Annotated in this window: 22 protein-coding genes; 10 read left to right on the top strand and 12 right to left on the bottom strand. The window is 65.7% G+C overall.

What is annotated here, in order from left to right:
- Nucleotides 1–6 precede the first annotated feature (6 nt).
- A complete protein-coding gene (locus ACVI1L_RS12740) occupies nucleotides 7–2,031 on the bottom strand; it encodes an ABC transporter ATP-binding protein/permease (RefSeq protein WP_456783036.1) in 2,025 nt (674 codons plus the stop codon).
- A 269-nt stretch (nucleotides 2,032–2,300) separates the two neighbouring features.
- Nucleotides 2,301–4,445, bottom strand: coding sequence for an ATP-binding protein (locus tag ACVI1L_RS12735; RefSeq protein WP_456783034.1), 2,145 nt, complete (start codon nucleotides 4,443–4,445; stop codon nucleotides 2,301–2,303).
- Between the two features lie 333 nt (nucleotides 4,446–4,778).
- On the opposite strand from ACVI1L_RS12735, the gene ACVI1L_RS12730 reads away from it, so the two are divergent.
- From ACVI1L_RS12730 to ACVI1L_RS12720, 3 genes are all read left to right on the top strand, one after another.
- Nucleotides 4,779–5,066 (top strand): FeoA family protein, encoded by a 288-nt coding sequence (locus ACVI1L_RS12730; protein ID WP_057018132.1) that lies wholly within the window; start codon nucleotides 4,779–4,781, stop codon nucleotides 5,064–5,066.
- Nucleotides 5,063–6,937: a ferrous iron transporter B gene (gene feoB, locus ACVI1L_RS12725; RefSeq protein ID WP_057018133.1), complete on the top strand. Its 1,875-nt coding sequence runs from the start codon at nucleotides 5,063–5,065 to the stop codon at nucleotides 6,935–6,937. Before ACVI1L_RS12730 ends, feoB begins: the two co-directional genes overlap by 4 nt.
- 125 nt (nucleotides 6,938–7,062) lie before the next feature.
- On the top strand, nucleotides 7,063–9,813 hold the full coding sequence (locus ACVI1L_RS12720) for a bifunctional acetate--CoA ligase family protein/GNAT family N-acetyltransferase (RefSeq protein ID WP_456783032.1): 2,751 nt from the start codon (nucleotides 7,063–7,065) through the stop codon (nucleotides 9,811–9,813).
- A 28-nt stretch (nucleotides 9,814–9,841) separates the two neighbouring features.
- Here the strand turns inward: ACVI1L_RS12720 and ACVI1L_RS12715 are convergent, their stop codons facing one another.
- The 5 genes from ACVI1L_RS12715 to ACVI1L_RS12695 form a co-directional block, all read right to left on the bottom strand.
- Nucleotides 9,842–10,627, bottom strand: coding sequence for a succinate dehydrogenase iron-sulfur subunit (locus ACVI1L_RS12715; protein WP_028337893.1), 786 nt, complete (start codon nucleotides 10,625–10,627; stop codon nucleotides 9,842–9,844).
- Between the two features lie 18 nt (nucleotides 10,628–10,645).
- A complete protein-coding gene (gene sdhA, locus ACVI1L_RS12710) occupies nucleotides 10,646–12,484 on the bottom strand; it encodes a succinate dehydrogenase flavoprotein subunit (protein WP_057018135.1) in 1,839 nt (612 codons plus the stop codon).
- A gap of 3 nt (nucleotides 12,485–12,487) precedes the next feature.
- Entirely contained in the window at nucleotides 12,488–12,862 is a 375-nt protein-coding gene (sdhD, locus tag ACVI1L_RS12705) for a succinate dehydrogenase, hydrophobic membrane anchor protein (RefSeq protein WP_141341401.1), read from the bottom strand.
- Nucleotides 12,863–12,876: 14 nt separating this feature from the next.
- On the bottom strand, nucleotides 12,877–13,275 hold the full coding sequence (sdhC, locus tag ACVI1L_RS12700; protein ID WP_028337891.1) for a succinate dehydrogenase, cytochrome b556 subunit: 399 nt from the start codon (nucleotides 13,273–13,275) through the stop codon (nucleotides 12,877–12,879).
- A gap of 229 nt (nucleotides 13,276–13,504) precedes the next feature.
- Entirely contained in the window at nucleotides 13,505–14,407 is a 903-nt protein-coding gene (locus ACVI1L_RS12695; RefSeq protein WP_456785546.1) for a LysR family transcriptional regulator, read from the bottom strand.
- Between the two features lie 122 nt (nucleotides 14,408–14,529).
- On the opposite strand from ACVI1L_RS12695, the gene ACVI1L_RS12690 reads away from it, so the two are divergent.
- Complete coding sequence (locus ACVI1L_RS12690; protein ID WP_076834686.1) at nucleotides 14,530–14,769, top strand: hypothetical protein; 240 nt, start codon at nucleotides 14,530–14,532, stop codon at nucleotides 14,767–14,769.
- 13 nt (nucleotides 14,770–14,782) lie between these two features.
- The gene (locus ACVI1L_RS12685) at nucleotides 14,783–15,643 is read left to right on the top strand and encodes a sulfite exporter TauE/SafE family protein (RefSeq protein ID WP_456783030.1); all 861 of its coding nucleotides are present in this window, start codon (nucleotides 14,783–14,785) and stop codon (nucleotides 15,641–15,643) included.
- Here ACVI1L_RS12685 and ACVI1L_RS12680 read toward each other — a convergent pair.
- Nucleotides 15,621–16,145, bottom strand: a complete 525-nt coding sequence (locus tag ACVI1L_RS12680; RefSeq protein WP_083715232.1) for a DUF3658 domain-containing protein — start codon at nucleotides 16,143–16,145, stop codon at nucleotides 15,621–15,623. The two genes, ACVI1L_RS12685 and ACVI1L_RS12680, sit on opposite strands and share 23 nt — an antisense overlap.
- A 26-nt stretch (nucleotides 16,146–16,171) precedes the next feature.
- Nucleotides 16,172–17,701, bottom strand: a complete 1,530-nt coding sequence (locus ACVI1L_RS12675) for a malonate--CoA ligase (protein WP_456783028.1) — start codon at nucleotides 17,699–17,701, stop codon at nucleotides 16,172–16,174.
- Between the two features lie 86 nt (nucleotides 17,702–17,787).
- Here ACVI1L_RS12675 and ACVI1L_RS12670 point away from each other — a divergent pair, with 86 nt between their 5' ends.
- A complete protein-coding gene (locus ACVI1L_RS12670) occupies nucleotides 17,788–18,549 on the top strand; it encodes an SDR family oxidoreductase (RefSeq protein ID WP_057018142.1) in 762 nt (253 codons plus the stop codon).
- 258 nt (nucleotides 18,550–18,807) lie between these two features.
- Here the strand turns inward: ACVI1L_RS12670 and ACVI1L_RS12665 are convergent, their stop codons facing one another.
- A complete protein-coding gene (locus ACVI1L_RS12665) occupies nucleotides 18,808–20,208 on the bottom strand; it encodes an MFS transporter (RefSeq protein WP_456783026.1) in 1,401 nt (466 codons plus the stop codon).
- Nucleotides 20,209–20,534: 326 nt separating this feature from the next.
- Here ACVI1L_RS12665 and ACVI1L_RS12660 point away from each other — a divergent pair, with 326 nt between their 5' ends.
- The 3 genes from ACVI1L_RS12660 to ACVI1L_RS12650 all read left to right on the top strand — a co-directional run bounded on the left by ACVI1L_RS12660 (nucleotide 20,535) and on the right by ACVI1L_RS12650 (nucleotide 22,698).
- Nucleotides 20,535–21,089, top strand: a complete 555-nt coding sequence (locus ACVI1L_RS12660; RefSeq protein WP_057020966.1) for a fasciclin domain-containing protein — start codon at nucleotides 20,535–20,537, stop codon at nucleotides 21,087–21,089.
- A 180-nt stretch (nucleotides 21,090–21,269) separates the two neighbouring features.
- Nucleotides 21,270–21,902, top strand: a complete 633-nt coding sequence (locus ACVI1L_RS12655) for a cytochrome b/b6 domain-containing protein (RefSeq protein WP_076834681.1) — start codon at nucleotides 21,270–21,272, stop codon at nucleotides 21,900–21,902.
- Between the two features lie 10 nt (nucleotides 21,903–21,912).
- The gene (locus ACVI1L_RS12650; protein WP_456783024.1) at nucleotides 21,913–22,698 is read left to right on the top strand and encodes a molybdopterin-binding protein; all 786 of its coding nucleotides are present in this window, start codon (nucleotides 21,913–21,915) and stop codon (nucleotides 22,696–22,698) included.
- 98 nt (nucleotides 22,699–22,796) lie between these two features.
- Here ACVI1L_RS12650 and ACVI1L_RS12645 read toward each other — a convergent pair whose 3' ends face one another.
- Entirely contained in the window at nucleotides 22,797–24,020 is a 1,224-nt protein-coding gene (locus ACVI1L_RS12645; RefSeq protein WP_253588491.1) for a YbfB/YjiJ family MFS transporter, read from the bottom strand.
- 89 nt (nucleotides 24,021–24,109) lie between these two features.
- Nucleotides 24,110–24,973: a DMT family transporter gene (locus tag ACVI1L_RS12640; protein WP_057020962.1), complete on the bottom strand. Its 864-nt coding sequence runs from the start codon at nucleotides 24,971–24,973 to the stop codon at nucleotides 24,110–24,112.
- A gap of 262 nt (nucleotides 24,974–25,235) precedes the next feature.
- Here ACVI1L_RS12640 and leuB point away from each other — a divergent pair, with 262 nt between their 5' ends.
- Entirely contained in the window at nucleotides 25,236–26,348 is a 1,113-nt protein-coding gene (gene leuB, locus ACVI1L_RS12635; protein WP_092086966.1) for a 3-isopropylmalate dehydrogenase, read from the top strand.
- The last annotated feature ends 26 nt before the right edge of the window (nucleotides 26,349–26,374 follow it).

The following is a 26,374-nucleotide window of genomic DNA, read 5'->3' as shown; positions in this document are numbered from 1 at the left end:
CTGCCGTTACCGCAGGAAGCGGCCGAGCAGCCTTCGCTTGCCCTTGCGCGGGATCAGATCGACGTCGCTGACCAGTTTGGCGCCGCCCTTGCGGCGCTCCAGCACGATCTTGCGGCTATGGAACGCTTCGAGCTCGACGCGGTGGGCGACGCTGACGATAGTCGCCTTCGGCAGTTCCGTCGTCACCGTCTCCATCATCTTGTCCTGGCTCTTCTCGTCGAGCGCGGACGTCGCCTCGTCGAGCACGACGATGTCGGGGGCATGCAGCAGCAGTCGGGCAAAGGCGAGCCGCTGCTTCTCACCGCCGGACAGGGTCTGGTCCCACGGCGCGTCCTCCTCGATCTTGTCCTTGAGATGGTCGAGGCCGACCTTGTGCAGGGCACGGCTGATCTCATCGATGGTCCAGTCTTCCGCCGCGCCGGGATAGGCCACCGCGCGCCGCAGCGTGCCCGAGGGCACGTAGGGCTTTTGCGGCAGCATGAACAATCGGCGGTCCGCGTGCAGGCCGACACTGCCGCCGCCCCACGGCCACAGCCCGGCGATGGCGCGCACCAGCGTGCTCTTGCCGGTGCCGGATTCGCCGGCGACCAATAGCCGCTCCCCCGGTTCGATCACCACTTCGGTCTCGCCGACCACGGCGGTGCCGTCGTCCAGTGTGACGGAGAGATCGTTGAGGCTCAGCATGGCCTCGCCCGCGGTCTCGCCGCGCTCGATGCGGCCGAAGCCGTCGCCGGTCTCGGCGCGTTCGAGCCCGTCAAGCGACGTCATCAGCGAGGCGATGCGCCGGGCGCAGGCGTTCCAGTCGGCGAGCCGCGGATAGTTGTCGACCAGCCAGCCGAACGCGGTCTGCACGATGGTGAAGGCCGAGGCCGCCTGCATCACCTGGCCGAGCGACATGCTGCCGTCGAGGAATTTTGGCGCGCACAGCAGCAAGGGTACCACCGGCGCAATGAGGTTAGATCCCTGCGACACCAGCGTCGTGCGCATGTGCTGCCCAGCGAGCCGCGCCCATTGCCGCAACACATTCGAGAACGTCTTGTCGATGCCGTCGCGCTCCTCGGTTTCGCCGCCGAGCAGCGCGATGCTTTCGCCATTCTCCCGCACGCGGGTCAGTATGTAGCGGAATTCCGCTTCCGCCTGGTTCTTGTCCTCGGAGATCTGCACGAAGCTGCGGCCGATCGCCGTGATCGAGCCCGACGCGATCGCAGCATAGATGATCGCGGCAATGACCAGGAAGCCCGGGATGCTGATCGACGAGCCGCCGAGCGTCACCGTCAGCGCGCCGCCGATGGTCCAGAGCACGACGATGAAGGTAACGGCCGAGAGCAGCGCCGACGTCACGCCGGCGATGAAGTCGACCGGAGAATCGGTCGCGATCCGCAGATCCTCCGCGATCCGGTACTCCGGATTCTTGTGATCGCCGTCGACGAGGTTGAGCTGGTAGTAGCGGCCGTTCGTCAGCCAGCGCGACACGACGGCGTTGGTCAGCCAGGCGCGCCAGCGCCGCTGGATACCCATGCGGCCGAACACCTGGGCGACCCCCAGCAGCACGCTGCCGATCGCCAGCGGAAAGAAGATGGCCGTCAGGTGGAAGACACTGGCCGCGTCGCGCTTTTCGATCGCATCGAAGATCGCGCGATTCCAGACATTGATGCCGTACTGAACGGCGACATTGGCGACGATCAGCAGCAGCAGGCCGACCGTGAACAGCCACGCCAGCCGGTCGCCGCTCCGGCCCCAATAGCCGCGCGCGCTGATCCAGAACCGAGTCAGCAAATAGTCCTTGCGCGCCTGTTCGGCTTCTTCGGCCGACAATTCGGGATCGGGTTCGACGATTTCCGGCGGCGGCGGTTCGACATCCTCGCCGCCTTCGGCAATCACCTCGACGAATTCCGACTTCTCATCCCCTTCGCTTGCCGCGGGATCCTTGCGCTCTTGACCGGCCGCCTTTGCGCTCGCTTTCCGAGACGATGAAGTCCTGGCCGACGACGGCCCGTCCGACGATTTGGATTTTGCCTCAGCTTTGCCCATGGCACGATAACGCCAGGCAAATTACCCGGTTCCGCACTGGGACCGGCGGTCAGTCGCGCGGATTGCAACGACTTCAGGGGCTGAGGCCCGCGCATGCGGGCGATCCAGTACGCCGCGACCTCTTGATTCAAGCACAGCCGTCTCTGGGACACTGGATCACCCGCGGGTGATGACACCGATATTCGATATCTTGAAACGAGACCTATCCTCATCGTCGTCCTGGCTTTCGCCAGGACGACAACGTGCTTGAGATGTGCCGCGCAACTACCTCACTCCGCCGGCGCCTGATCGCGCTTCAGCCGGCGCGAGCGCGTTGCTTTGTGCAGCACGCGCGCGAGCTGCTCGGCCGAATAGGGCTTCTGCAGCAGCTCGAAGCCGCCGCTGCCCTGCTGCGACAGCACCTGGCTGTAGCCGGAGGCGAGCACGATCGGCAGATCGAGGCGCTGCCGGCGGATCTCTTCCGCAAGCTCGATGCCGCTCATGCCGGGCATCACGACGTCGGTGAACACCAGGTCGAACCGGTCGGCGTCGACGGCGAGCTCCTCCAGCGCGTGGGTGGCGTTGTCCACCAGCACGCAGGTGCAGCCGAGCTGGGTCAGCGTGTCGGCGGCAAACTTTCCGACCTCGGCATTGTCCTCGACGATCAGGACCGATGCGTTGGTCCGATCGACCGAGGGCGCGTCCTCGGTGCGCTGCGCTCGCGCGCCATGCCCGCCGACGACGCGCGGCAGATACAGCGTGAATGTCGCACCCTTGCCGACTTCGCTGGTGACGGTCACCTCGCCGCCGGACTGCTTGGCGAAGCCGAACACCTGCGACAGGCCAAGGCCGGTGCCGTGACCGACCTCCTTGGTGGTGTAAAACGGCTCGAAGATGCGGCCGAACAGCTCCTGTGGAATTCCGACGCCGGTGTCGGTCACCGACACCGCGACGTGGCCGGGCGAGTTCGGCGGCGTGCTGGTCGCGGACGGCAGTCTGTCCACGGCGCGGACCGCGATCGTGAGCCGGCCGACGCCGTCCATGGCGTCGCGCGCGTTCACCGCCATGTTGATGATGGCGGTCTCGAACTGGCCGGCATCGGCGTTAACGAGACAGGTCTCGTCCGGCACCTGCGCTGTGATCTCGATGCGCGCGCCGATCAGGGTTGCGATCATCTCGCTCAGGGTGCGGACATTCTGGCAGGCGTCGAACACCTCGGGCTTGAGGGTTTGCCGCCGCGCGAATGCAAGCAGCTGGTTGGTCAGCTTGGCGGCACGGTTCACGGTGTTGGAGATCGCATCGATGTAGCGCTGCCGCCGCGGCTCCGGCAGGTCCGGCCGCCGCAACATGTCGACCGATGCGCGGATCACGGTGAGCAGGTTGTTGAAGTCGTGCGCGACGCCGCCGGTGAGCTGCCCGAGTGCCTCGAGCCGCTGGCCGTGCCGCAATGCCTCCTCGGCCTCGATGCGCCGGTTGGCCTCCTCCTGCAGGCGCTGGGTTCGTCGGAAGGCGAGTGCGAGCAGGCCGAACAGCAGGGCGGTGGCCGGGATCCCGAAGATCAGGTGCTGGGCCATGGTCGACATCCAGCGCGACTGGATCGCCGAGGTTTCAAGGCCGGCACTGACATAGACCGGGTATTCCGCCAGCCGCTGATAGCGCATGCGCCGCTCGATGCCGTCGGCTGGGGATTGGATCGTCATCGTCCCGGCCTCGGGATTGGCGACGATCTGCCGCCCGAGCGGGCCGCTCGGCTGGAACCGGACATCGTGGCCAACGGCAGGGAAATGCGCCAGCACGGCGCCGTCGGTCCGGATCAGCGCCAGGAAGCTGCCCGGCTCGCGGCCGATCCTGGCGTAGAAATTCTCGAAATATTCCGGAAGCACGGAGGCCTGGATCACGCCGGCAAAGCTGCCGTCGTCGCCGTTGCGGCGCCGGCCGACGCTGAAGAACCGCGAGCCCTGATAGGGCGGCCGCGGCGTCAGCACCTCGCCGATATAGGTGCCGATGTCGCCCTGGGCATGGATCCGGAAGTAATCCCGGTCCGAGAAGTCGACGTCGGGGGCCGGCTGCACCAGGCTGTTGACGAGGGCACGGCCGTTGGCATCGAACACCCAGACCGATTTCACCTGGGGAAGCGCCATGGCGACCTGCCGCAGCCGCTCGTGCAGGCTCTTCTCGCGCGCGCCGATATCGGCATCGCCCATGCCGCGGACGACCTCGGTGACCTCGGCTAGGCCCCGATCGATGGTCTCGAACACCTTCAGCGCATGCTCATGGGCGACATCGAGCGTGCGCTGGATCTCCCGGTCGGCGGCCTCGCTGATCGAGATCCAGGACATTGCGGAGGCAAAAACGAACAGCGCCAGCGGAAGGGCCAGCGCGGCGGCCATCATCCATTGCAGCAGTCTCAGCGAATTGCGTTGTGCGGTCTGCACGGGCGCTCCGGCTCCGCGCGGACCATAGCGCAAACCGTTGCACGGGAGGAAGCGAAACGGCGCCGCCGGGCGCGGCGCGGACGCCCGTTCGCCATTCCGCGACCCGTCAAGGTTACCGGAGGCCAACCCGGATCGATCAATTCGCAGCCGGCTCGCGTCCGGGGCAGCACGGGGCGGCTGCGGCGCGGCGGCATCACGACCTCGTTAGCGCCTCGCCGGCAGTCAAGCGGAAAATCGGCCTGGATGGCGCTTCCGGGCGCTGTTTTTAGGAGTTCTAAAACCTCTCACGGGCAAACGCTTGACCCTGTGACTACCTGCTGAAAAACAGGCCGCATGACAGGCGATCCAAACAGCTCCCGGGATGATTTGCAGGACGTCCGGCTCGGACATGCGGATCGCGGTTTTGTCGGAAAGATCATCAGGCTCGATGCGCTCGTGACGGGCTCATCGCTGTCTCCGCAGGAGCTGGAGCAGCGCCTGGTCGAGATGGGATTTGTCGAGGGCGCGCGCGTGGAAATCCTGCATGAAGGCACGATCCGAAAGGACCCGATCGCGGTGCGCGTCGACAACATCACGATCGCGCTGCGCCGGAGCGAAGCCATGGCTGTGATCGTCGAATGACCGCTGCATCCCTGCGCCTGGCGCTGGTCGGCGCGCCGAACACCGGCAAGACGTCGCTGTTCAACAGCCTGACCGGCAGCCGTCAGAAGGTCGCCAACTATCCGGGCGTCACGGTCGAGCGCAAGTCCGGCGGCTTCGTCACGCCCGAGGGCCGCAGCGTGACCGTGCTCGACCTGCCCGGCACCTATTCGTTGCGCGGCCGCAGCCCGGACGAGGAGATCACCCGCGACATCGTGCTGGGCCGCTTCGACGGCGAGGCGGTGCCCGACCTCGTGCTCTGCGTCGCGGACGCCACCAATCTGCGGCTGACCCTGCGGCTGGTGCTCGAGCTGAAGCGCGTCGGCCGGCCGATGATGCTCGTGCTCAACATGATCGATATCGCCAAGCGCCGCGGCGTCACGATCGACATCGACCGGATGTCGCAGGAGCTGGGACTGCCGATCGTGACCTCGGTCGCGGTCCGCAAGGGCGGCATCGACGAGCTCCTGAAGCGGACCGACGAATTCCTCTCCAAGTCGCATGAGGCGGCGGCCAGCGAATGGACGACGCCGACGATTGCCGACCTCAAGGCGGCGCAGCGCGAGGCGGACCGCATCATCGCGGCGGCGGTGACGCTGCCGACCAAGCCCGACACGCTGACCAACCGGATCGATTCGGTCGTGCTGCATCCGGTCTGGGGTCTCGTGATCCTGGCCGTGATCCTGTTCGTGATGTTCCAGGCGGTGTTCACCTGGGCGCAGCCCGCGATGGAGTTCCTGTCGGACAGCTTCGCCGCGCTCGGGCAGCTGATCCACAATTTGCTGCCCGAAAGCTGGAGCCTGTTGCAGAGCTTCCTGCAGAACGGCGTGATCTCCGGCGTCGGCAGCGTGATCGTGTTCCTGCCGCAGATCATCATCATCTTCCTGTTCATCCTGCTGTTGGAAGATTTCGGCTACATGGCGCGCGCCGCGTTCCTGATGGACCGCATCATGGGCGGCGCCGGGCTGCATGGCCGCGCCTTCATTCCGCTGTTGTCGAGCTTTGCCTGCGCCATTCCCGGCATCATGGCGACGCGCGTCATCGACAATCGCCGCGACCGCCTGACCACGATCCTGATCGCGCCGCTGATGACGTGCTCGGCGCGCATTCCGGTCTACACGCTGATTATCTCCGCTTTCGTTCCAGCGACCACGCTGTGGGGTTTCGTCAATCTGCAGGGACTCGTGATGTTCGGCCTCTACGCCGCCGGCATCACCAGCGCGCTGACGGTGTCGGCGATCGCGAAATTCTTCTTGTGGCGCGATCACGCGCCGGCACCGTTCATGCTGGAATTGCCCGACTACAAGATGCCGCGGCCGAAGAGCATCGCGATCGGCGTGTTCACCCGCGCCAAGATGTTCCTGTACCGGGCCGGCACCACGATCCTCTCGATGATGGTGCTGATCTGGTTCCTGGCCTCGTTCCCGCAGGCGCCGGCCGGCGCCGAGGGGCCGGCGATCAACTACAGCTTTGCCGCGATGATCGGCCATGCGCTCGAGCCGCTGCTGCGGCCGATCGGCTTCAACTGGCAGATCGCGGTGGCGCTGATCCCCGGCATGGCGGCGCGCGAGGTCGCGGTCGCGGCGCTCGGCACGGTCTATTCGATCGAGGGCGGCAAGGAGGCGGCGGACCAGATCGGCCAGGTGCTGGCGCAGAAATGGACGCTGGCGACCGCGCTCTCGCTGCTGGTCTGGTACATCTTCGCCCCGCAATGCGCCTCGACGCTCGCGGTGATCCGCCGCGAGACCGGCGGCGCGAAGTGGATGGTGGTGACGTTCGTCTACATGCTCGCGCTGGCCTATGTCGCGAGCTTCCTGACCTTCAACCTCGCGCAGGCGCTCGGCCTGCATTGATCGGCAACACAGTTTCATCATCTCGACTCGAAACTGCGATAGGTGCATGCAACCAAGCGAAGCAGTAGAGTTGGTCGAGGGCGCATGAAGCGGGCGCCTCCGCGTGTTCCCTGCGAGACCATGCAATGTCGACGTACGGCCTGGAGCGGCTATTTTCGCCTCGAAGCATCGCAATCGTCGGCGGCAGCCCGCGTCCGTCGTCGCTCGGCGCGGCGGTGCTCAGGAACATCAGAGCGAGCGGCTTCACCGGCCGCGTCGGCGTCGTCAATCGGAACTATGCCGACGTCGATGGTGCGCCGACCGTTCCCGACCTGAAATCGCTGCCATTCGTTCCGGACCTCGTCGTCATCAGCGCACCGGCGGCTGCGGTTCCGGAGATCGTCGCGGAGGCGGCTTCGGCCGGCGTTGCCGGCGCGGCGATCCTGTCGGCCGGTCTCGGCCATGGCCCGGGCTCGCTCGCGGAGACCGCGGGGCAGACGGCGCGACGGCATGGTATGCGCCTGATCGGGCCGAACTGCCTCGGCGTCATGGTGCCGCGCGCCAAGCTCAATGCGAGCTTCGCCTCGCATCAGCCGTCCGACGGGCACGTTGCCCTGATCTCGCAGTCCGGCGCGGTCGCGTCGGCGATGATCGAGTGGGCGGCGGAACGGCGGCTCGGCTTCTCCGGCATCGCGTCGATCGGCGACCAGCTCGATGTCGACGTCGCCGACCTCCTGGACTATTTCGCGCTCGACGACCACACCAGCGCGATCCTGATCTATCTCGAAGCCGTCAAGGACGCGCGCAAGTTCATGTCGGCGGCGCGCGCCGCGGCGCGGCTGAAGCCGGTCGTCATCGTCAAGTCGGGACGGATGGAGCAGGGCGCCAAGGCCGCCGCGACCCACACCGGCGCGCTGGCCGGCTCCGATGCGGTCTACGACGCCGCATTCCGTCGCGCCGGCATGCTGCGCGTCTACGACCTGCGTCAGCTGTTCGATTGCGCCGAACTGCTTGGCCGCGGCTTCGTTCCGCGCGGCAACCGGCTGGCGATCCTGACCAATGGCGGCGGGCTCGGCATCCTCGCGACCGACCGGCTGGCCGAGCTCGGCGGCGTTCCTGCGACACTGACGGCGGAGACCATCGAACGGCTCGACAAGGTGCTGCCGCCGGGCTGGTCCTATGCCAATCCGGTCGACATCGCGGGCGATGCCGATGCCGACCGCTACGTGGTGGCGCTCAGCGCACTGCTCGATGATGCGAACAGCGATGCGGTGCTGGTCGCGAATGTGGAAACCGCGGTTGCGCCGGCCCAAGGAATTGCAGAGGCGGTGGCGCAATGCGTCCGCGACCGCAGGACGAAGCGGAGTGCGGTCGCCGCACTGGTGCTCGCGGCCTGGGTCGGCGCCGACGAGCGCACCGGCGCGATCTTCGAGGCGGCACGGATTCCGCACTTCCCGACCGAGGACGATGCGGTGCGCGCCTTCATGTATCTGGTGCGCTATCGCGAGGCCTCGACCGCGCTCGCCGCAACCCCGCCTGGGGTCGCATCGGTGTTCACGCCGGAGACGGCGGCGGCGCGCCATGTCGTCGTGAACGCGCTGTCGGAAGGGCGCGCCTGGCTCGATCCGGCCGAGATCGTCGCCCTGTTCGCGGCCTATCGTATTCCGATCGCGACGACGCTCGTCGCCAACAGTGCCGAGGACGCTGCCGAGAAGGCGGCGCCGTTCCTCGCCGAGGGACATGCGATCGTGGTCAGGGTGTTCTCGCGCGACATCCGGCACGCCTCCGACGTCGGCGGCGTGATCCTCGACCTGCGCACGAAAGACAGCGTCGTTGAAGCTGCCCGGACCGTCATGGCGCGGGCACGAAGTGCCCGGCCCGATGCCATCCTGCAAGGCGTGACGATCCAGCCGATGATCGTGCGGCGCGCGGCGCGCGAACTGATCCTCGGCATCGCCGAAGATCCGACCTTCGGTCCGGTGATCGTGTTCGGGCGTGGCGGCTCCGCGGTCGAGGTGATCAACGACAAGGCGCTGGCGCTGCCGCCGCTCGACATGAATCTCGCTCGCGAACTGATCGGGCGCACCCGCGTCTCGCGGCTGCTCGGCGGCTATGGCGATGTGCCGGCGGTCCCGGCGGACGTCGTGCCGCTCACCCTCGTCAAGCTGGCGCAGATGGCGGCCGACATTCCCGAGGTCGCCGAGCTCGACATCAACCCGATGCTGGCGGACGAGAGCGGCGTGCTCGCGCTCGATGCGCGGGTCGCGATCCGCAAGCCGGCGCGGCTGTTTGCCGGCCAAACGCGGCTCGCGGTGCGGCCCTATCCGTCGCAATGGGAAGGTGAGCTTGCGTTGCGCGACGGCTCGCGTGTCACGGTACGCCCGATGCGGCCGGAAGACGAGCCGATGGTCAGCGAGTTCTTCAAGCGCGTCACCGCCGAAGACCTCAGGCTGCGCTTCTTCCATGCGATGAAGGAATTCTCGCACGCCTTCATCGCGCGCCTGACCCAGCTCGACTATGCGCGGGCGATGGCGTTTGTGGCGCTCGATCCGAACACCGGCGAGATGATGGGTGCGGTCCGGCTGCATTCGGACTCGCTGTACGAGAATGCCGAATACGCGATCCTGCTGCAGTCCGATCTCAAGGGCAAAGGGCTCGGCTGGGCGCTGATGCAGCTCCTGATCCACTATGCGCGGTCGGAGGGATTGAAGCGTCTGTCCGGCCAGGTGCTGACCGAGAACACCACGATGATCGGGATGTGCCGCGATCTCGGCTTCACCGTGACGATGGATCCGGACGATCACAGCATCGTCGATGTCGTACTCGACCTCGATCGATCCGGCGTCGATGCGGTCGGCGCCGATATCCTGATCCGGCCTGCTGCGGCTGGCCGCTGATAACAGCGCCAGCCGCGGCTGCAACGGATCAGATCTGGCGTTCGACCAGCTTGAACTTGAGCTCGGCGATCGCTTCGGAGGGGTTGAGGCCCTTCGGACACGCCTTGGCGCAGTTCATGATGGTGTGGCAGCGATAGAGGCGGAACGGATCCTCGAGATTGTCGAGCCGCTCGCCGGTCGCTTCGTCGCGGGAATCGGTGACCCAGCGGTTTGCCTGCAGCAGCGCGGCGGGGCCGAGGAAGCGCTCGCTGTTCCACCAGTAGCTCGGGCATGAGGTCGAGCAGCAGGCGCACAGGATGCACTCGTAGAGGCCGTCGAGCTTCTCGCGGTCCTCGTGGCTCTGCCTCCACTCCTTCTGCGGCGTCGGCGTCGTGGTCTTCAACCACGGCTCGATCGAGGCATATTGGGCGTAGAAATTGGTCAGGTCCGGGACCAGGTCCTTCACCACCGGCTGGTGCGGCAGCGGATTGACCTTCACCGCGCCGCCCGCGCCGACGTCGTGCATCGACTTGGTGCAGGCCAGCGTGTTCTGGCCGTCGATGTTCATCGCGCAGGAGCCGCAGACGCCTTCGCGGCAGGAGCGGCGGAAGGTCAGCGTCGGGTCGATGTGGTTCTTGATCCAGATCAGGCCGTCCAGCACCATCGGACCGCAATCATTGGTGTCGACATGATAGGTGTCGACGCTCGGATTCTTGCCGTCGTCCGGGTTCCAGCGATACACCCGAAATTCGCGCGTCTCGGTGGCGCCGGCCGGCTTCGGCCAAGTCTTGCCGCCGGAAATCTTCGAATTCTTCGGAAGTGCGAATTCAACCATGCTTGCTCGCCTTCGTTCTCAGTAGACCCGCGCCTTCGGCGGGATGTACTGCACGTCATTGGTCATCGTGTAGCTGTGCACCGGACGGTACTCGATCGCGGTCTTGCCGGCCGGATCGATCCAGGTCAGCGTGTGCTTCATCCAGTCCTTGTCGTTGCGGTCCGGGAAGTCCTCGCGCGCATGCGCGCCGCGGCTTTCGGTGCGGTTGGCCGCCGAATCCATCGTCACGACCGCCTGCACGATCAGATTGTCGAATTCCAGCGTCTCGACCAGGTCGGAATTCCACACCAGCGAGCGGTCCGACACCGAGATGTCGCCGACGCCGCCATAGACCTTGTGGATCAGGTTCTGGCCTTCCTGCAGCACGTCGCCGGTGCGGAACACCGCGCAATTGTTCTGCATCACATGCTGCATGCTGTCGCGCAGCTTCGCAGTCGGCGTGCCGCCGGAGGCATGGCGGAAATGATCGAGCCGGCCGAGCGCGAGGTCGGCGGAATCCTTCGGCAGCTCCGGCTGCTTGGCGTTCGCGGTCAGCTTGTCGGCAAGGCGCAGCGCCGCGGCGCGGCCGAACACCACGAGGTCGATCAGCGAGTTGGAGCCGAGGCGGTTGGCGCCGTGCACCGAGACGCAGGCCGCTTCGCCGATCGCCATCAGGCCCGGCACCACCGAATTGTCGTCGCCATTGCGCTTGGTCAGCACCTCGGCGTGATAATTCGTGGCGATGCCGCCCATGTTGTAGTGCACGGTCGGCACGATCGGGATCGGCTCGCGGGTGACGTCAACATTGGCGAAGATCTTTGCCGATTCGGAGATGCCCGGCAGCCGCTCATGCAGCACCTTCGGATCGAGGTGGTCGAGGTGCAGGAAGATGTGGTCCTTCTTCTTGCCGACGCCGCGGCCTTCGCGGATTTCGATCGTCATCGCGCGCGAGACGACGTCGCGCGAGGCGAGGTCCTTGGCCGACGGCGCATAGCGCTCCATGAAGCGCTCGCCCTCGGAGTTGACGAGATAGCCGCCTTCGCCGCGGGCGCCTTCGGTGACGAGGCAGCCCGAGCCGTAGATGCCGGTCGGATGGAACTGGACGAATTCCATGTCCTGCAGCGGCAGGCCGGCGCGCAGCACCATGCCGCCGCCGTCGCCGGTGCAGGTGTGCGCCGAGGTGCAGGAGGCATAGGCGCGGCCATAGCCGCCGGTCGCCAGAATCGTGGTCTGGGCGCGGAAGCGATGCAGCGTGCCGTCGTCGAGCTTGAGCGCGATGACGCCGCGGCAGACGCCCTGATCGTCCATGATCAGGTCGATGGCGAAGAACTCGATGAAGAACTCGGCCGAGTGGCGCAGCGACTGGCCGTACATCGTGTGCAGCATGGCGTGGCCGGTGCGGTCGGCGGCGGCGCAGGTGCGCTGTGCCTGGCTCTTGCCGAAGTCGATGGTCATGCCGCCGAACGGGCGCTGATAGATCTTGCCGTCCTCGGTGCGCGAGAACGGAACGCCCCAGTGCTCGAGCTCGTAGACCGCGTCGGGCGCGTTGCGCACCATGTATTCGATCGCGTCCTGGTCGCCGAGCCAGTCCGACCCCTTCACGGTGTCGTACATGTGCCAGCGCCAGTCGTCCTGATGCATGTTGCCGAGCGAGGCCGAGATGCCGCCCTGCGCCGCCACCGTGTGCGAGCGGGTCGGGAACACCTTGGTGATGCATGCGGTGCGCAGCCCGGCTTCCGAACAGCCGACCACTGCGCGCAGGCCCGCGCCGCCGGCGCCGACCACAACGACGTCGTAGGTGTGGTCCTGGATCGGGTAGGCCTTGCCGTTCGTGGCCGGGCCACCGTTGGTGGCCTTGCCGTTTCCTTCACCGGCCATGGATCAAACTCCCGACGACAATTTGAGGATTGCGTAGATCGAGGCCAATGCGACCGCGACGCAGAAGAAGTTGTTCGCCATCACGCTGGCGATCTTCAGCTTCTCGTTATGGATGTAGTCCTCGATCACGACCTGCATGCCGATCTTCATGTGCCAGGTGCTGGCGACGATGAAGAGCAGCAGGATGATGGCGATTGGGATCGAGCCGAGGATCTGCGCCGCGCCGGCATGGTTGCGGCCGATCAGCGTGATCACCACGACGATCACGGGAACGATCAGCAGCGTCATCGCAACCGCGGTGAGGCGCTGGCGCCAGAAATCGCCCGTGCCGGTGTGCGCGGAGCCGAGGCCGCGGACGCGCTCCAGCGGCGTGCGCATCGAGGAGGGGCCGCTCATCGTCCACCTCCCACGGCGTAGGCAATGATCCAGACCAAAACGGTCAACGCGATGCCGGCGACCAGCGCGCCCCAGGTCAGGGCTTCGCGCTCATTGGCCTTGAAGCCGTAGCCGAGGTCCCAGACGAAATGCCGGATGCCGCTGCAGAGATGGTGCATCAGCGCCCATGTGTAGCCGAACACGATCAGCTTGCCGATCGCGCTGCCGGTGAAGGCCTGGACGTTGGCGTAAGCCGAGGGGCCGGAAGCTGCGGCGATCAGCCACCAGGCCAGCAGCAGCGTGCCGAAATAGAGGGCCAGACCCGTGGCGCGGTGGACGATGGACAGCGCCATCGTCAGCGTCCACCGGTAGGTCTGCAAATGGGGTGAAAGCGGTCGTTCGATCCTGGCGGTCATCGGCGGGCTTTATGTTGTGAGGGACCGCGGCCGGCCCATCGGGGAACGCGGTAGAGGAGTTCTATTTACGGAGTCGGATCACCCCGCGCAACGGCCAAATAGCCTTCGGTCGAACCGAAGTTCATTGTTAGAGTTGCCGAATTCTGGTTGATCCGCAGTGTGGTATACCAGATGCAAGGCTGAGCGAACCAAGTAGTGAATTGAGATGTTCGAGGATCGATTGGCGCGCTCAGCTGTCCGCAAACGGGGGTCGCAAGGCGTCGATTTTGCCCCAGCGTTCCACCAGATAATCGACAAATGCCCTGATCTTAGGCGATGCGAGACGTGAGGGTTGAAGCATCAGATGCAGCGGCGTCGGCGCCGGCTCATGGTCGATCAACAGGCGCGTCAGGCGACCGTCGGCGAGTTCGGACTGCACTTGCCAGGACGGCACGCGGACGATGCCGGCGCCCTCCCGCGCCGCGCTGACCAGCGCGTCGAGGCTATTCATCCAGAGCCGACCGGATATGCGGATTTTGCGACCCGTGTTGCTGCCGTCGGCAAAGCGCCACTCCGCGCTGCCGGGCGAATCGGAAAACACCAGGCAGTCATGCCCGGCAAGATCAACCGGTGTCTGCGGCGCGCCGCGCCGGGCCAGATAGTCCGGCGACGCGCACACAATCATCTGCAGATCGGTGAGCTTGCGCGCTACCAGCTGCGAGTCGCGCAAGCGGCCGATGCGTATAGCCAGATGGATATCCTCCTCGACCATGTCGACGGCGCGGTCGACCAGAAGAAGGTCGACGGACAGCGCCGGATAGCGGCGCAGAAACTCGACCAGCAGCGGCGCGATCACGAGCCGTCCGATCAGACTCGGCGAGCTGACGCGGATCCGTCCCGATGGCTGATGCGGGTCGCGCGCCAGCGCCGCCTCGATCTCCCTGACTTCGCCGAGGATCGATTTCGCGCGCTCGTAGAGGATGCGTCCGTCGTCGGTCAGCGCGAGCTGGCGGGTGGTGCGCAACAGCAGGCGAGTGCCGAAATGCTCCTCGAGCGCGCTGATCTGCCGGCTCACCGAGGTCAGCGAGCTCGGCAGCGAGCGCGCGGCCGCCGACAGGCTGCCGCTCTCGACCGCGCGGACAAAGGCCGCCATCGCCGCAAGCCGGTCCAAGCCCGATCCTTCCGCATTTCGCAAGAGAGCCTGCTCATCTGCAGCAATACCCCCGTCTTTCAGAAGGGTCTAGCCTGACGGCTCCACGATTTGAGGAGTTCGACATGGCCTCAACGTCCATCCGTCCAAATTCGCTCGAGCGGCGCGGACGTGCCGGCGCCGACGATCCGGCCATCCTGCTTGTTTTCTCCTGCGTCGGACTGTTAATCGACGTGCTGACGTTGCCGATGCAGGGCGCGACGTCCTCGATCCCACTCCGCTTTGCCTTGATTGCGGTCGCTGCTCCCGTGGCAGCGCTGGTCGCACTGTGGTTGGCCGACCGCACCGAGGCAGGCGCCTCCTGACGATGCGAAGGACATGATGGCCGGCCTCGATCCCAAGGAATTGCTCGAACTTGCGCTGCTGCTGATTGCGGTCGGGGCGCTGTCCGGCTTTCTCGCCGGCCTGTTCGGCATCGGCGGCGGCGCGATCCTGGTGCCGGTGTTCTACGAATGCTTCCGGCTGGCGGGCGTGCCGCTCGAGGTGCGGATGCCGCTGTGTATCGGCACCTCGCTCGCGATCATCATCCCGACCTCGCTGAGCTCGTTCCGCGCCCATTATCGCCGCGGCGCGGTCGATATGGAGATCCTGAAGCGCTGGTGGCTGCCGATCGTGATCGGCGTCGCCGCCGGCAGCGTCACCGCGCGGTTCGCGCCGGAGCGGCTGTTCAAGATCGTGTTCGTGATGGTGGCGTGGTCGGCGGCCGCGCGCCTGCTGCTGGCGCGCGAGACCTGGAAGTTCGGCGACGACGTGCCGAAGGGCTTCCTGATGCGCGCCTATGGCTTCTTCGTCGGCCTGTTGTCGACGTTGATGGGCATCGGCGGCGGCCTGTTCGCCAACCTCTTGATGACCTTCTACGGCCGGCCGATCCATCAGGCGGTCGCGACCTCTTCCGCGCTTGCGGTGCTGATCTCGATCCCCGGCGCGCTGGGCTACGTCTATGCCGGCTGGCCCGCGGCCGCGCGCTTCCCCGACGTCGCCGCGCTGCAATCGCCGTTCGCGCTCGGTTACGTCTCACTGATCGGGGCGCTGCTGGTGATGCCGACCACGCTCGTCACCGCGCCGCTCGGCGTCAAGGTTGCGCACGCGCTGTCGAAGCGGGCGCTGGAGGTGGCGTTCGGGGCCTATCTCTTCATCGTCGGCGGACGGTTCGTGATCAGCCTGCTGGGCGGGCACTGATCGGCTCGTCCTTCAGCCGTACTTCGCTGTGACCCCACGGTCGGAGGTCTCCGACGCCCTCGATCCGATCGGCGTGGGACAGGAATCGCAAGCGTGCTCCGATCATTTCAGGAGCTATCGGCAATTTCAGTTTCTCGCAGTCTGCCATCGCGACCCCTATAATCATCGCGACCTTCTGCCATCGCGATGTCAGGGCCGACATGATGACGTCGTCGAGCGCAGCTTCCGTAGCGCCACGGGGAAGACGCACGTCACTCCACTTCAGTTCGGAGGTCGGGGGAGGCAGTTCTTCGTGAAGCTCCAGCTTCATCAGGTCGCGAAACTGTTCGTAGAGCGGTAGCATCACCTGCCATTCCAGTTCGAGCAGGAGGTCATAAAGCCGGCCATCCAATTCAAGCCGCTCCTGCTTTCCGAGCTCCGCAATCGCGATTCGAGCCTTCTTCATCGCCTCGTGCGCGATGACGAGTTGATCGTTAATCTGGATAGCCTGCTCCCGCTCCATCTACCCCTCACGACGTTCTTGCGGCTTCATCCCTTCGCGTAAATATTCTTATACGTATCCCGCAGAATATTCTTTTGCACCTTGCCCATCGCGTTGCGCGGCAATTCCTCGACGACGAAGACGCGCTTCGGCATCTTGAACTTCGCCAGCCGTCCGTCGAGCGCCTTCAGCACCGCGGCCTCGCTGACATCGGCGCCCTTGGCGCAGACCAGAACGGCGGTGACGCCTTCGCCGAAATCGGCATGCGGCACGCCGATCACGGCTGACTCGATCACGCCGGGCATGGCGTCGATCTCGCTCTCGATCTCCTTCGGATAGACATTGAAGCCGCCCGAGATCACAAGATCCTTGCCGCGGCCGAGGATGTGGACATAGCCCTTGTCGTCGATCTTGCCGAGGTCGCCGGTGATGAAGAAGCCGTCGGCGCGGAATTCGGCCTTGGTCTTCTCCGGCATGCGCCAGTAGCCCTGGAACACGTTCGGGCCCTTGACCTCGATCATGCCGATGGTCTCGCGCGCGAGCTCCTTGCCGGTCTCGGGATCGGTCACCCGCACCGAGACGCCGGGCAGCGCGAAGCCGACTGCGCCGGGTACGCGGTCGCCGTCATAGGGGTTGCTCGTGTTCATGTTGGTTTCGGTCATGCCGTAGCGCTCGAGTACGGCGTGGCCGGTGCGATCAGACCATTCGCGATGGGTGTCGGCGAGCAGCGGCGCCGAGCCGGAGATGAACAGCCGCATGTGCCTGGTCGCGTCCTTGTTCAGGCCGGGGTTCTGCAGCAGGCGGGTATAGAAGGTCGGCACGCCCATCATCACGGTGGCGCGGGCCATCAGCTTGATGATCACGTCCGGATCGAACTTCGGCAGGAAGATCATCGAGGCGCGCGCGAACAGCGTCACGTTGCTCGCCACGAACAGGCCGTGGGTGTGATAGATCGGCAGCGCGTGGATCAGCACGTCCTTGTCGGTGAACCGCCAGTAGTCGACCAGCGAATACGAGTTCGAGGCCAGATTGTCGTGCGACAGCATCGCGCCCTTGGAGCGGCCGGTGGTGCCCGACGTGTAGAGGATCGCGGCGAGATCATTGTTGCCGCGCGGCACCGTGGCGAATTCCTTCGCCGCCTTGTCGGCGGCCTCGGTCAGCGAACCCTTGCCGCTGGCACCGAGCGTCTCGACCTTGGCGCCCACCTTGGCGGCGATCGCCTTGATGCCGTCCTGCTTGGAAGGATCGCAGACCACCAGCGCCGGCTCGGCGTCGGTGATGAAGTATTCGAGCTCGTTCAGCGTATAGGCGGTGTTGAGCGGCAGGTAGACGCCGCCGGCGCGCACGGTGGCGAGATACAGAACCAGGGCCGAAACGGACTTCTCGGTCTGCGCCGCGACGCGGTCACCCGGCTTGACGCCGCGCTCAACCAGCACGTTCGTCATCTGGCCTGCGCGCGCGATCAAATCGCCATAGGAGATGCGGCTGCCGTCGAGCTGCTCGATCGCGAGCCGGTTGGGGTCGTCGAGGCCGTCGAACAGGCGGGAAAACAGGTTGGCGTTGGTGGTCGTGTTCATGCAAACATTCCCCGGGGGGCGAAGGGCCGGAAGATTTCGGCTGGATTAGCAAAAACGCCCTTCGGAAAGCAACGGAGACAGTTTGCATGACAAATAATGGGAAACGCGTGGCCTGGGTTACCGGCGGCGGCACTGGAATCGGCGAATCCGGGGCGGAATTCCTGGCTGCGGACGGCTGGACGGTGGTGGTCTCCGGCCGCCGCAAGGAAGAGCTCGACCGCGTGGTGGCCAACATCACCAAAAAGGGCGGCAAGGCCGAGGCGATCCCGCTCGATGTCAGCAACAAGGCCGACGTCAACAAGGCCGCCGAGGCGATCGTCGGCAGGCACGACCGCATCGACCTCCTGGTTAACAGCGCCGGCATCAACGTGCCGAAGCGCAGCTGGGCCGACATGGAACTGGAAGGCTGGGACAAGCTCGTCGAGGTCAACCTCAACGGCGTGCTCTACTGCATGCGCGCGGTGCTGCCGACGATGCGCAAGCAGAAGGACGGCTGCATCATCAACGTCGCCTCCTGGGCCGGCCGCCACGTCTCGAAGATGCCGGGCCCGGCCTACACCACGACCAAGCACGCCGTGCTGGCGCTGACCCATTCCTTCAACATGGACGAATGCGTCAACGGCCTGCGCGCTTGCTGCCTGTCGCCGGGCGAGGTCGCGACCCCAATCCTGAAGCAGCGGCCGGTGGTGCCGAGCGAAGCCGAGCAGGCCAAGATGCTGCAGCCCGAGGATTGCGGCCGCACCATCGCCTTCGTCGCCAGCATGCCGGCACGGGTGTGCATGAACGAGATCCTGATCAGCCCGACCCACAACCGCGGCTTCATCCAGACGCCGGCGAACCGGGATTAGATGAGGACCGTCTTCTCCTTCCCCCTGAAAAGGGGGAAGGCCGGGATGGGGGTCAGCCGCAGGCTATGCTGTATGCGGAGAGCGCTGATCCCCACCCGCTTTGCTCTGCGAGCAAAGCGACCTCCCCTTTTCAAGGGGAGGTTGGAGCTCCGTAGCCCGGATGGAGCGAAGCGTAATCCGACGGTCTGCCCGCGGAGAGGCTGGTTCCGGATCTCGCTGCGCTTGATCCGGGCTACAAACGACGGAGTCCCGCGCGACTCACTCGATGATCTCGTTCAGCTCTTTCCCGGTATGCTCCGGCACGAACAGGAACACGCCGATCGCCATCGCGATCATCAGCACCGGGATGCAGAGGAACGACAGCGCGAACGAGCCGGTGTGCTGCTGAAGCGCGATCGAGACGAAGGGAAACAGCACGAAGCCGACGAAATAGGCGATCGCCCAGACCACGCCGTTGGCGGCGCCGCGGATGCGGGTCGGGAAGATCTCCGCGGTCAGCGTCGTGCTCGGCCCCCAGAAGCCGAGGAAGCCGAGACACCAGGCGAGCCCGAACGTCCATAGCAGCACGCGGTCTTCGGAATAGACCCAGAGCGTCATGAAGATCGCACCCTCGATCAGGGTGATGATGAAGGTGCGGCGGCGGCCGATCTTGTCGATCAGCCAGCCCACCAAGCACAGTCCAAGGAAGCCGCAGAGCCCGTAGAACACGTAGAACAGGCTGTACTCGGCGGTCGACCAGTGCTTCTCGGTCGACAGATACAGCGGCATCCAGGCGCCGACCGTGCCGTAGATGCAGGTCGAGGCGCAGGCGACGAACAGCGCAACAAGCGTGGCGGGCAGCACGTCGGGCATGAACACCTGGCGGATGCCGACCGACTTGGCCTTGCCGAACCAGGCGCTGTCCTCGGCGCTGACCGTGCCGCCGCGCGCCAGCGTCTCCGAGATGCGCCGCTTGCGGTCCTGCGCGCGCACCCAATAGGGCGATTCCGGGCAGGTGGAGCGGATATAGATCGCAAGCAGCGCGATCACGCCGGGCACCATCACTGCGATGCGCCAGCCGAAATTGGCAGCCACGAGCCCGGTGATTGCGCCGGCGAGCGTGGCGCCGAGGCACCAGGCCGAGCGGGTGATGCTGATGACGCGGCCGCGCAGCCGGGCCGGCCAGGTCTCCGCGACCAGCATCGAGCCCAGCGACCATTCGCCGTTGAGCGCGAAGAACAATAGCGAGCGCGCGATCACGAACACCGCGAAGGTCGGCGACATCGCCGCGACCGGCATCAGGAGCGAGAACAGCGCGATATTGACGGCGAGCAGCGTGCGGCGACCGTAGCGGTCGGCGAGCCATGGCCAGAAGTAAAGCCCCGCGATGCCGACGAACAGCGCGATCTGCATGCCGGAGCGGTACTCCGGCAGCCTCAGCGAAAATTCCTTGATCACCATCGGCGAGATCAGCGCGAAGATCACGCCGTCCATGCCGTCGAAGCCCCAGCCGAGCGCGTTGGCAGTGGCGATATGCCAATGCGTTTTCGTGATCTCGGTTGTGTCCGCAACCGCGCGGTAGTTGGCGTATTGCAGGTGCTTCTGCTCGAGCGGACCGATGTCGATACTTGCATCGTTCACCGCAGGTGCGGCGTGGCCGTCAGCCGTGATGCTGCTCATGATGCCTCCCCGCGGCCGCTTTCTGCGAAGCTGTGCCGCAACCTCAAGCTGAACCAATCAGCTGACTGCGGCAAGCAAATTGCTCGCGGCAGCGCACGCGTCCATTCCGCTGAATGGAATGCATGCCGGGCAGCGCGAGGCGTCGCGTGTACGCAGCGCGCGCCGGCCGGTTTCAACAATCACAAAGAATTATTTCCGGAAACCGTCCGGAAAGCCTGCCGTAGCTCAGCCAACGACGACGCACTGATCAACCAGCACGCGCCGTTGTTGCCCCTTCAACGCCGGCGAAGCCTCGCCGGTCGGCCTACTCATCGGGAGATGAAACCATGTCGAAGCGTATTGCCTATCTCGCCGCCGCCGCCTTCAGCGCGCTTGCGATCACCGCCACTGTCGTGGCGCCGGTCCGTGCCGAGGAAAAGACCGTGATGGTCGGCGGCGCCGCGATGTTCCCGTCGAAGAACATCGTGCAGAACGCCGTCAACTCGAAGGATCACACCACGCTCGTCGCCGCAGTGAAGGCTGCGGGCCTGGTCGGCACGCTGGAAGGCAAGGGCCCGTTCACGGTGTTCGCGCCGACCAATGCCGCGTTCGGCAAGCTGCCGGCCGGAACCGTCGACACCCTCGTCAAGCCCGAGAACAAGGCGACGCTGACCAAGATCCTCACCTACCATGTGGTGCCGGGCAAGCTCGAGGCCTCCGACCTCACCGACGGCAAGAAGCTGAAGACCGCCGAGGGCGAGGAGCTGACCGTCAAGAAGCAGGACGGCAAGGTCTGGATCGTCGATGCCAAGGGCGGCAGCTCGATGGTGACGATTTCCAACGTCAACCAGTCGAACGGCGTCATCCATGTGGTCGATACCGTGCTGATGCCGGCGACGTAACACCTGGCGGCCTGCTTTAGTCCCTCAAAGGACCCGCGACATAGCGAGCCGGCGCCTCGCCCGGCTCGCATTTTTGTGACCATGTGAAGCAGCCTATATCAAACTGATGATGCCTGACCCCGTAACGGAACGCCGGTTCCGGGCGTATAACCTGGTAACGATCACGAGCAGAGACATCCCATGACGAGCCTTGCCGTCAGCGACCACCAGGCAGAGACCGCGACGCCCGCGAAGGCGATCCAGCCGGTCTGGGTGCGCATGGTGCACTGGATCAACGCCTTCGCGATGATCCTGATGATCATGTCCGGCTGGCAGATCTACAACGCCTCGCCGCTATTTAGCTTCACCTTCTCGCGGAGCATTACGCTCGGCGGCTGGCTCGGCGGTGCGCTGCTCTGGCATTTCGCCGCGATGTGGCTGTTGATGGCCAACGGCTTGGTCTATCTGGCGCTGGGTTTCGCCACCGGCCGCTTCCGCAAGAAGCTGCTGCCGATCACCCCCGGCGGCGTGATTGCCGACACCAAGGCGGCGCTGGCCTTCAAGCTGTCGCATGACGATCTCAGCAAATACAATTCGGTGCAGAAGTTGCTCTATGCCGGCATCATCGTGGTCGGCGTCGTCATCGTGCTGTCCGGCCTGTCGATGTGGAAGCCGGTGCAGCTGCATTGGCTGGTGTCGCTGTTCGGCGGCTACGATTTCGCCCGCTACGTTCACTTCACCTGCATGGCGCTGATCGTCGCCTTCCTGGTGATCCATGTCGCGCTCGCGCTGCTGGTGCCGAAGAGCCTGCGCGCCATGATCATCGGACGCTAGGGAGGTAGTCATGGGTCGTCTCCGCAAGCTCCTGATCCCCGGTGTCGACAAGAAGCTGCTCGTGCGCGATGCGATGAAGACGATGCCGGAGCTGACGCGCCGCCGCTTCATCACGGCGGGCACCAGCCTCGGCGCGCTGACGCTGCTCACCGGCTGCGATGTGGTCGATTCGTCGTCAGCCGAGGAAATGCTCAAGCAGGTCTCGAAGTTCAACGATGCGGTGCAGGCCTGGATGTTCAATCCGGATGCGCTGGCGCCGACCTTCCCCGAGAGCATGATCACCAAGCCGTTCCCGTTCAACGCCTATTACGATCTCGACGACGCGCCTGAGATTGCGGCAGCGGACTGGAAGCTCGAGGTGCGCGGGCTGGTCGAGAACAAGAAGTCGTGGACGCTCGACGAATTGTACAAGCTGCCGCAGGTCAAGCAGGTGACGCGGCATATCTGCGTCGAAGGCTGGAGCGCGATCGGCAGCTGGACCGGTACACCCTTGCGCGATTTCCTCAAGCTGGTCGGCGCCGACACCCGTGCCAAATATGTCTGGTTCCAGTGCGCCGACAAGGACGGCTACAACTCGCCGCTCGACATGCGCTCGGCGCTGCACCCGCAGACCCAGATGACGTTCAAATTCGGCGACGAGATCCTGCCGCGCGCCTACGGCTTTCCGATGAAGATCCGGGTCCCGACCAAGCTCGGCTTCAAGAACCCGAAATACGTGCTCTCGATGGAAGTCACCAACGACTACAAGGGCGGCTACTGGGAAGACCAGGGCTACAATTCGTTCAGCGGGAGCTAACTCGCTGTCGTCCCGGCCTAATGCGCAATTGCGCACGGGAGCCGGGACCCATACCCCGCGGCCGCGGGAATAGGTACGAGGGGAGACGCTCCCTTCCATCACAACCGCTTGTGGTTATGGGTCCGGCCTTCGCCGGGACGACGCTGGGAGGGGACCTTCCTCTGAAACGCCGACAGCAGCGCGCCGAGCGCGAGCATCGCGGCCGAGACGTTCAACGCGAATGACAGGCTGCCGACCGCGTCGGTGATGGCGCCGACCACGATCGGTCCGAGCGTCTGGCCGATGCCGAAGGCGATGGTCATCGCCGCGATCGCGGTCGGCCAGGATTGCGGCGGGTAGTTGAAACGCACGAAGGCGGTGGTCGAGCCGACCACGGCGAAGAAGGCGACGCCGAACACCAGCGCCGAGATCGCCAGCAGCAGCGGCGAATGCCCGAAGATCGGCAGGCTGGCGCCGAGCGCGTTGACGCCGAGGATGATGGTGGTGGCGAGCCCGCCGCGGTCGAGCGCCAGCACCCGCCCCCAGACCCAGGGCGTGACGAATGCGCTGACGCCGATCAGGCTCCAGAACGCGCTCTGTGCAGCTGCGCCGCCGCCGCCGTCCCGGACATAGGCGATCATGAAAGTCATGTAGGCGATGTAACCGGCGCCGAACAGGAAGTAGGCGGCGAGGTAGATCAGGACCGGCATGACAGCGAATTGGGTCCGCACGATACCGCCGGCGGCGGTGTTGGCGTGGAGCGGCGCCAGCATCAGCGGCACGGTCATGATCGCGGAAAGCAGCGTCATCGCCCACCACACGATCGACCACGAGCCGGCGCCGAAACCCTGCAGCACGAAGGGCGCGATCAATCCGGATGCCAAGATGCCGACGCCCGGCCCGGCATAGAACAGGCTGAGCAGGAAGTTCGCGCGTTCGGGTCGCGATTGCGCGATGGTTGCCGCAAGCGCGCCGCCGCCGACGAAGCCGATCGCGGCGGCGAAGCCGACCAGCAGGCGGGCAAAGCTCAGCACCACGAAATTGCCCGAGAGGGCGCAAAGCGCCAGCGACAGCGCGCAGGCCAGCGTCGACCAGCGCACCGACGCGGCAAGTCCGAAGCGTTCGATCAGGCGTGAGGCGAGCAGTGCGCCGACCAGATAGCCGGCGGCGTTGATCGTGTTCATGAAGCCGGCGGCCGAATAGGACCAGGCCAGCTGCTCGCGCATGTCGGGCAGCACCAGCGAATAGGCAAACCGGCCGATGCCGAGACCGACCGTCGGTGCGAGCGACAGAATAAGGATCAGCCGCGCGGCATGCGGGTAGGACGGGGCGGGGGCTCTCACAATTCACTCCGGCAATGCGGCCATTGTGACAGGCCGCGGCGGCGCTGCCCAGCGCCGATGCCCGCAACACTGTCTTGCGTATCAGGCAATCAGGCGATCAGGACCAGCGCGACGCCGATCACGGTCAGCAGGGTTCCGCCGACGATCCGCGCGGTGATCTCGACATGCTTGAGCACCACCGCGCTCATCACCACGGTGACCAGCGGATAGATCGCGGCGAGCGGTGCCACCAGCGTGATCGGGCCGTTGCGGACCGCGGCGAACAGGCTGAGCGCGCTGAGCCCGTTGCTGATCCCGGTCAGCGCGAACCAGAACCGGCCCTCGCGCGGCGCCTGCACCATGAAGCTGCCCTTGCGGACCCGTTGCACGGTCAGCACCACCAGCGAGGACATGACGTAGCCGACCAGGCAGGCCCATAGCGGGCTCGGCCAGATCGCAAGGCCGAGCTTGGCGATCGGCGGCACGATGCCGCGCACCAGCGCGCTGGTAAGCGGCAGCAGCAGCGCCCAGCTGCGCCAATGGCCGAGGTCGCGCGGCCTCGTCACGGTGATGATGGCGGCGCCCGCGACCGCGACGACGAGGCCGATGAGCTGCTGCGGCAGCAAGGGCTCGTGCAGCAGCACCACGGCGGCGGTGACCGCAAACAGCGGCGCCAGATTGCCCAGCGTCGAGGTGATGACCGGTCCCAGCGCCCGGTTTGACGCAAAGGTCAGGAGCGTCAGCGAGGCCGGGAAGAACAGCCCGATCGCCATGAAGATCGGCAGCGCACGCCAGACCACCGGCTCGCCATGCAGGATCAGCGGCGACAGCACCAGGAATAGCAGGGTGAAAGTGGGCACGCTGATCGCGGCGCCCGACAGCGGCTCGACGGTGCGCAGGCCAAGCTGCGCCAGCACCACCCCGGCGCCGAGGAAAATCGCCGAGGCGAAGGCGTAGACGATGGCTGCGGTCATGAGGTCCGTCTTGTTGGCTTCTAGAGGCGCGGGTTGCCCGTTGGGACCATTCTGGGCCGATCCGAGGTGCCTTGCCAATCCGGCTCCGGCGCTTTAGCACTCCGGCCGGATTTCCCCCGCTCGTCATGCCCGGGCTCGACCCGGGCATCCATCCATCTTCAGAGGCCTTTCGAAGCGGGATGGATTGCCGGGTCATCTGTGCGAGGACGCGCTTCGCGCTCTTGCCCGGCAACGACAACAACGATTAGCTCGAGGTAACACCATGGCGACCCATAAACTGCTGCTTCTCCCCGGCGACGGCATCGGCCCCGAAGTGATGGCCGAGGTGCAGCGCCTGATCGACTGGCTGAATGCGCAGGGCATCGCGAAGTTCGAGACCGAGCAGGGCCTGGTCGGCGGCTCCGCCTATGACGCCCACAAGGTGTCGATCTCCGAGGGCGACATGGCCAAGGCGACGGCGGCGGACGCCGTGATCTTCGGCGCGGTCGGCGGCCCGAAGTGGGACAGCGTGCCCTATGAGGTGCGTCCCGAGGCCGGCCTGCTGCGGCTGCGCAAGGATCTCGGCCTGTTCGCCAATCTGCGCCCGGCGGTGTGCTACCCGGCGCTCGCCGAGGCCTCGAGCCTGAAGCGCGACGTGGTCGAGGGGCTCGATATCATGATCGTCCGCGAGCTCACCGGCGGCGTCTATTTCGGCGAACCGAAGACCATCACCGATCTCGGCAACGGCCAGAAGCGCGCGGTCGACACCCAGGTCTATGACACCTACGAGATCGAGCGCATCGGCCGCGTCGCCTTCGACCTGGCGCGCAAGCGCCGCAACAAGGTGACGTCGATGGAGAAGCGCAACGTCATGAAGTCGGGCGTGCTCTGGAACGAGGTCATGACCCAGGTCCACGCGCGCGAATACAAGGACGTCACGCTCGAGCACCAGCTCGCCGATTCCGGCGGCATGAACCTCGTCAAGGCGCCGAAGCAGTTCGACGTCATCGTGACCGACAATCTGTTCGGCGACATGCTGTCCGACATCGCGGCGATGCTGACCGGCTCGCTCGGCATGCTGCCATCGGCCTCGCTCGGCGAAGTCGATTCGAAGACGAAGAAGCGGCGCTCGCTGTTCGAGCCGGTGCACGGCTCGGCGCCCGATATCGCTGGCCGAGGCCTCGCCAACCCGATCGCGATGATCTCGTCGTTCGGCATGGCGCTGCGCTATTCCTTCGACATGGGCGAGCTCGCCGACAAGGTCGATGCCGCGATCGCGGCCGTGCTCGCCAGCGGCCTGCGCACCGCCGACATCAAGTCGGAAGGCACCACGCCGGCCAGCACGAGCCAGATGGGCGAGGCGATCCTGAAGGAATTGCAGAAGCTGCACGCGTGACGGCTCTGCCGTCATTCCGGGGCGAT

The sequence above is a fragment of the Bradyrhizobium sp. USDA 4516 genome (assembly GCF_054055915.1).
Note: the sequence above shows the minus strand (reverse complement) of the source record. Positions and strands in the feature narration are given on the sequence as shown.